Raw genomic sequence first — 7042 nt, 5'->3', positions numbered from 1 at the left:
TCAGCCGAAATGAATCTCTTTAACTGTATAATTAAGAGAAGGAAATAAGCCCGCCAAAAGGCGAGCTTATTTAGAATACTTGTTTATAGGTTATCGCTGAACTACGTTTTCAGGACAGCTCCTTATTTTGGTTCTTCCAGATCTTCAAAAAATGCATCGAAGGAACAGTTATATAATTTTTTTAATTCTAATAGTACACTGATTTTTACATTGAGCTCTCCATTCTCATATTTGGCGTAAGTTGTGCGACCAATGTCACAGCCATTTCGCTGGAGTATGGCACATAACTTTTCCTGGGAGATTCCGTATTTGTTGCGGAGCTTCTGAAGGTTTGGACCAATGCTGATATCACATCTTAGTTTTTGTTCCATAAACATCCCCCCCCTTTTTGACCAGTATAGGTGTCAACGTTGATGTTTCTATTTTATGAAAAAAGAAAAATTATATTGTCCGTTATACTGGTCAAAGCAAAGAAAAAGTGATATAGTAATAAAAAATGTGGGAGGGATACAGATAAGTTATTTTACCTGTATATGGAAATGAAAAATGAAATTTGAAGCATTTTATAAGGAAGCATATGATGCAGAAATGGAAGAGCTATTTTCTGATAATGCATCAGAAACAGAAAATAAGCCATCAAAGGATTCCTGTGATTTGTTAATGAAAAAAGCAAATCTGGAATTTTCTCAGTATAAGTTAGTGAAAAGTGAAAAATGTTATGATTATTTGCTGGCAAATCTTTATCCAAAAGCTGCTGAGATTGCAAAGATGCAGGGCGGAAATCTGACATTAGACATTGATGAAGAGAGGCACACAGGAAAACTGGAATACTGGGGAGCTTTTTTGATGAGTACATCGGGAGACACACTTCTAAAGAATTTTCTTGTATCTGCAATGACAATGACAGATCAGTTTTCATTTGAGGTAAAAGACTCTCTTTTACATTTGGAGTTTTTCTTTGAATTATATAATCAGGTAAAGATGAAAGATTATTCCAAGGAGATTGAACAGCTGGGACTAAAAATCAAGGAGTTAAATACACGGTAGTGTTTTGCTATCCAAATGAAGCTATAATGCAACCGTTATGAAATTGACATATGATATCTTAACGAATAGAATAATACTATAAAGTTCTGTGCATGCGGAACCTGGTGCATGAGAGAGCCAGGAACTTTATGAAAGTATGAAAAGACAGCCATTAGAAAAGTGGTTGTCTTTTTTTTCGCCCGGATTGCACAGAAGGACCTTGTAAGAAGCTGATCTTCCGGAGTTTGGTTGAAGGGAGGAAATCTATGGAAAAACAGAAAGTAAAAGATGAAATTGCTGCATGTTTTGGAAAGAAAAACTGGCTTGTAAAAGTACTACCAATTGCATATTGTGCTATAGGTGTACTTCTTATGACCGCAGTACCTGTGTATGCAGATGATATTTTTGCAACTGCGAAAAACGCGATGCAGACGGTTTATACGGATGTAGCTGGAATTGCAACTGTGGCGGCGGTGGTTTGTGCGGCAGTATGCCTTTTTTTAATGAATTTTAGCAAATCTGGACGAACTGTGGATGAATCCAGATCCTGGTTAAAAAGGATTGTTATCTGCTGGGCGGCACTTATGACATTGGGTGCGATTGTAACGTATCTGGAAAAGATTATTCCACAAAGCATGTTTACGGGATGATCTGAAGAAAAGAAAAAGCCGGAGCTCTCCCGGCATAAAAGGAGGGTATCTATAATAGATATGAATGAAACATGAGCTGGCTGCTGGATCTTCTGGTAGATGCAGTCAAAGAAATGGTATCTCAGTTTATCATTGATATGATGGGACTGATTACGGATGTATTTACAGATTTACTATCCTGTAACCTCTCCCTGTTTGAAGAACTGTTTTCTGTAGTAGGAAGTTTGTACCAGAATGTGATCGTCCCTATGGGAATTGCGCTGTTGCTTATGATTCTAATCTGGCAGCTGTTCAAATCCATGTTCGGGAAGGTTGGAATAAATGCAGAAGAACCAATCGAGTTAATTGGACGTTCTTCCATCTGCTTGTTCTTTGTGGTTGCCTCAAAGCCTGTTATTAATTACATATTGAAAATTGCGGGAACCCCATATCAATGGGTGATTGGAACTGACATCAAGGTGCAAAGTTTTTCGGAGTATGTAACTGCCTTAGAGGGGATTACAGCACCGCTTGGGCTTGGAACAATCAGCATAGCAATCTTAATGCTCATTATGCAGTTTGTAGTTGCGTGGAATTATTTTAAAATGCTGTTTGTAATTGCGGAACGGTATGTCCTTCTGGGCGTGTTTTCTTATACAGCACCATTGGCATTTGCAACCGGTGGATCTAAGTCCACGAACAACATCCTTGCATCCTGGTCGAAAATGTTTGGTGGACAGGTAGTTCTGATCATCTTAAATGCCTGGTGTTTAAAGATGTTTTTGTCTGGTTATGGAAATATGATGGCAAGCGGTTATGGTTTCACGAAGTTTTTTGTAGCAACTTTGTGTCTGGTGGGCTTTTGTAAAATTACATTCAAGCTGGATTCTTATATGGCGGCGTTAGGTGTGAATCTTGGACGGCCTTCCCCTGGCATGGGAGCACTTGGAGCAGCTATGGCGGCACAGCGTATTTTTTCACAGGCAGGAAGGGTATTTTCTGGAACGGATGGAAGTGGAAACGGTACAGGAAGATCTACGAACATGGGAAACACAGACCCCACAAATGGCTTTACCGGACCGTCGGGGCCTATCCCTATGAATCCCTCTGGTGGAAATGAAGTGGATATCGAATCTTTGTTTTGGGGTGGGGATTTTGATACGGAATATCCAGAAAAGCATGGGAATGCTGCTGGAAGTGTCAAGAGTGTGAATCATTCAAATACTGCTTCAGCAAATGTGCTGGACGAACTGGGAATTCATGCAAATGGAACGGAGTCTTCTGGTACATCTTATGTGTCTGGGACAGCCGCAACTGCTGTAACATCTGCAAGTGAAATTGAACCTGGGATGGAATCCGATGATTTCGTAGAACCGGAAGGGACTGTAATGGATCTGAATACGGGAAGCTTACCAGAATATCAGGAAGCTTCAGGCAGAGAGGCTGTTTCTTCAGAAGGTGTTACTACAAACGAAACTATGGAAGATGGATTCTCCGAAACATTATCAAGTGTAAATGGACTGGGTGAAATGGAGAATCCAGGAGAACCTGATTTCCCGGATGGAAAAACCACAGCCCGGAGTGATTCTATGTCTTTTGAAGCGCAGCCATTTGAAGGAGCATCTGCATTTAGCAGTGATAATGGCATTATGGCAGAACTTGGTGAATATCCAGCTTCGGAGACAGGCATGGGGACTTCGGATTATGCAATGGAAACGGATCTTGGAGGAGGCATTGGTAACAAAAGGCAGGAAGAAGGCAGAAATATTCCTTCTGATGGAAAAGGAGAACGATCTTATTCTGCCAGTGGTTTTGAAGCGGATGTATCTGGCCACTTAAATAGCAAGTATTTAGGTTCAGATAAAAATACTGCTGGTGAAAACGGATTTTCTTTTGATTCCAGAGCGGATTTTGGAATCCTGGACGCTGTGTCTGGAAATGAGAGTGTTCATGCAAGTCCAGATACGGAGGTAAGCTGCGCGAATAGTTTTTCAGAAGAGGTTGGAAATGCTTCTGGTAACGTGTCGGATGTTCCCAAAATGGAAACGCCTACATATTCGGATTCTGGTATTTCCGGGAATATAGAAAGTGAGCAGCAGGTTACAAACATGGGAGAGTCTTCTGCACAATCAGCAGAATCTGGTGACCTTGGAAATTATTCTACAACTGGAGATTTCGCTATAGACGGTTTAAATGGCATAAATGAACCTGAAGAAAGTTATATTCAGGAACCAGACGAATACCTGGAACAGGATAATCTGGATCCAATCGAAGAGGCAAATGACAGCTTTACACTTTCAGAGGAAATAAATGGTATGGAAGAAATCCAGACGGAGGATGCACAAATGCCTATGAATATGGAACTGCTACGCAATCCTCATAGAATCCTGGAAATTCCAAAATCAAGAAGTGAGTTAAGAGGACAGAAACAGGGTACCAGAGATACCGGAAGCTTGGAGGATTAAGCTATGGATGACGAAAGACAAGAGAGTTCCCCTCTTGATGAGGGGAGTGAAATGATCGCTCATTCGGCACAGGCTGCTTATGCGGTATCGGCAGCTGTAAAAGCTGGTGGAACTGCTTCTGGTGTGGCAGCCGGGACTGCTATGGCAGGGCCGCTTGGAACATTAGTAGGAACCTTGGCTGGCAGCAAAACAGTTTGGAAGGTGTTTGGTGCTATATTTCTATTTCTTTTTTTGTGGATGTTTATTATTGCAAACATGATCGGAATTATATTCAACTATCTGGGGTTTGCAACCGCGGATTCCTATGCAAATGAGGCACAGTCCAACCAGCTTGCAAATATCAGGAACAGAGCGGAGCAAATTCTGCAAAACGCAGATTATCAGAATGAGATTTTGCAGATCATAGGACAGCAGAGGGATTTACATTTGCAGGAAATCCAGGCAGACCAGATGAAAAAATATGCGCATGCTACTTTGGTTGTGGTGGATGAGTTTGAGACAAAACTAAAAAGAAGCTTATCCTATTATCTGTCTGTTATGCTCATGGATAAATGCGACAACAGCACCATATCTTCTTTCCTTGGATATTCAAATGTTCTGGGACTTGATATGGACACCAACCTTTCCAGCCCTTATGATGCCTATTTTCAGGAAGCTGCCAGGACCTATAATGTGCCAGTGGCGCTGCTTCTTGCAATCTGTAAAACGGAGTCTGATTTTAATCCGAATGTGGTATCAGGTGCTGGGGCAATAGGCTTAATGCAGCTTATGCCGGAAACGGCGGCTTCCCTTGGAGTATCCAATCCTTATGATCCGTACCAGAATATTATGGGCGGCGCCAAATTCATCAGCCAGCTGGTAGAGCAATTTAAAGGCTATTCCAATGGCTTAGAGCTTGCAGTCGCTGGATATAATGCAGGACCTTATGCAGTTATCAAATATGGTTATCAAGTACCGCCATATTCCGAAACCCAGGCCTATGTCAAGAAAGTGTTAGGGCTTGTCGAGATTCACGATAGTACATCCGGTACTTCCACAGAAATAAAAACAGATCAGGAGTCCCTGGAGAAATCATATCAGGTGTTAAAGGAGGCTGTCGCACAAAATGTGGACAGCTTTTTTTCGTGGACTGTAACAGATGAATGGGAAGGCCAAATGGAACAGAAAGTCTACTGTCTGGATGTGAATGGAAGCCGGGCAGAAACAGATGAACAGACTTATCGGCAGGTCCTGGAGCAGGGAGGCAATGTCTGGGAAGAAAAGAGGACAGTAACGACAAAGGTTGTAGAGTACACTCTGGCATTGATCTTGAACACACAGCTGACAGGAAGCAGCGGCTATCAATATAAATATGTGACAAATGAAAGCACATTCAATTTTGTATTAAAGCTGTTGGAATACCTGCAAGGCGGTGTAGAAGCTGTCAAAAATGCCCTTTACAATGTCTTTCACTGGACGGACTTTCTGACTGGCGGAACCAGTGGGAGTGATACCTATATCGGTAATATTGACGCGACCGGGGATATTATTACCTATGACACGGTGGGAAAGGGTGTCAAAAAAGTTGTGTACTATAACCAGGGAGAAGATCCCTGGGCTACCATGTCTTATGGAGCCAGTACGATCAAAGCCTCTGGATGCGGTCCAACATCCCTTGCTATTGTAATTTCAACCTTAACCGGGCAGACGGTGACTCCGGAGATGACCTGCGCGTTTTCCATTGCAAACGGGGAATATATCTATGGGCTTGGAACATGTCATTCCTTTCCGATGAATGCAGCCCATCACTGGGGACTTAACTGTGAAAGAGTGGGAAAAGACCGAATGGGAGATGTTGTAAATGCCTTGAAAGACGGAAAAATGGTGGTGGAAATTTGTGAGGCCTACACCATCACGGGTAGTGGAAGCGGGCATTTTATTGTTCTGACGGGTGTTACCAAAGATGGCTATATCACCATTGCCGATTGTGCCAGCAGGGAACGTACTGGAAAAGTGTACAGCGTGGAAACGATTGCTTCTTACGGCCGTGACCTGGCAGATGGAGCCTTTTGGATCATTGGGAAATGAGAGGTTTGAGTATGGACGGACACTTGAAATATGGATTGCTTATGGGCCTATATTCTTCTGCATTACTGGCAATGCCAACTACGGTACTTGCAAACACTGACACGCAGAATGCTACAGATCTTCCACAGATTGTATCCTGGGATGGCGGACATGGATATCTGGAAAGTGGAGAAATGCTTCGGAATGACTGGGGCTATGATACCGTCAATCCAGCTGGAAAATATGTGCTCTTTGATGAAGAGGGCGCTATCCTTAGACGCTCGGAATCCATGGAAGCAGGGTTGGAGGATAATTATACAGGTACCGAACAGGTTCCTGCCGTCATTGCATTTCGGGCACAGGTTTTTGATGGATTTACCGGTACGATAGAGGTTGCTTTAGAAGAACAAAATGGGATAATCCAAACTGTATTCCTAAATGCGGACAACTTCTATGAGTGGAATCTGTCCACTGGAAGTGGAACTTATCGGATTCAGTCTGTAAGTGCAACAGCAGGAGATCTGTCTTATGTAACAGAGTTTTCGAATATGTATCTGAATCTTCCAGAAGAAGGTCTCCTGGTGCAAAAGATTACAGTAACAGAAGTCGTTATAGAGAAAATCCCTGCAGCAGGGGAAGAATCTCAGGCTGCAGAGAAAAATGAAAATCCTATTGATGAAATGAATGTGCTTCCGGAGAAAGGACAGGAAGAGGAGACAGAGGGAATTTTAGAAAATCAAGCACAGGAGGTGAATATCGTGGATGCAGTAAAACAGAAGAATCTATTTATACTGCTCGGCGTAGGGGTGGCTCTAATTGCCGCAATCGGTGGCCTGATATGGTCTAAAAAGAGATAACAGGAAAGGAGCTTCACAA

Annotated in this window: 6 protein-coding genes; 5 read left to right on the top strand and 1 reads right to left on the bottom strand. The window is 42.4% G+C overall.

The window, feature by feature from the left end:
• Window positions 1-122: 122 nt before the first annotated feature.
• On the bottom strand, window positions 123-371 hold the full coding sequence (locus ACESTK_RS14070) for a helix-turn-helix domain-containing protein (protein WP_118580519.1): 249 nt from the start codon (window positions 369-371) through the stop codon (window positions 123-125).
• Window positions 372-546: 175 nt separating this feature from the next.
• On the opposite strand from ACESTK_RS14070, the gene ACESTK_RS14065 reads away from it, so the two are divergent.
• The 5 genes from ACESTK_RS14065 to ACESTK_RS14045 all read left to right on the top strand — a co-directional run bounded on the left by ACESTK_RS14065 (window position 547) and on the right by ACESTK_RS14045 (window position 7023).
• Window positions 547-1047: a hypothetical protein gene (locus ACESTK_RS14065; RefSeq protein WP_118580522.1), complete on the top strand. Its 501-nt coding sequence runs from the start codon at window positions 547-549 to the stop codon at window positions 1045-1047.
• A gap of 245 nt (window positions 1048-1292) precedes the next feature.
• Entirely contained in the window at window positions 1293-1676 is a 384-nt protein-coding gene (locus ACESTK_RS14060) for a hypothetical protein (protein ID WP_226855591.1), read from the top strand.
• Window positions 1677-1747: 71 nt separating this feature from the next.
• A complete protein-coding gene (locus ACESTK_RS14055) occupies window positions 1748-4120 on the top strand; it encodes a hypothetical protein (protein WP_373120017.1) in 2373 nt (790 codons plus the stop codon).
• A gap of 3 nt (window positions 4121-4123) precedes the next feature.
• Complete coding sequence (locus ACESTK_RS14050; protein WP_118580525.1) at window positions 4124-6187, top strand: transglycosylase SLT domain-containing protein; 2064 nt, start codon at window positions 4124-4126, stop codon at window positions 6185-6187.
• 11 nt (window positions 6188-6198) lie between these two features.
• Window positions 6199-7023, top strand: a complete 825-nt coding sequence (locus tag ACESTK_RS14045) for a hypothetical protein (RefSeq protein ID WP_118580528.1) — start codon at window positions 6199-6201, stop codon at window positions 7021-7023.
• Window positions 7024-7042 lie beyond the last annotated feature (19 nt).

Origin of the sequence: Ruminococcus sp. Marseille-P328 (assembly GCF_964249465.1) — a bacterium.
Classification (GTDB): domain Bacteria; phylum Bacillota; class Clostridia; order Lachnospirales; family Lachnospiraceae; genus Blautia_A; species Blautia_A faecis.
Note: the sequence above shows the minus strand (reverse complement) of the source record. Positions and strands in the feature narration are given on the sequence as shown.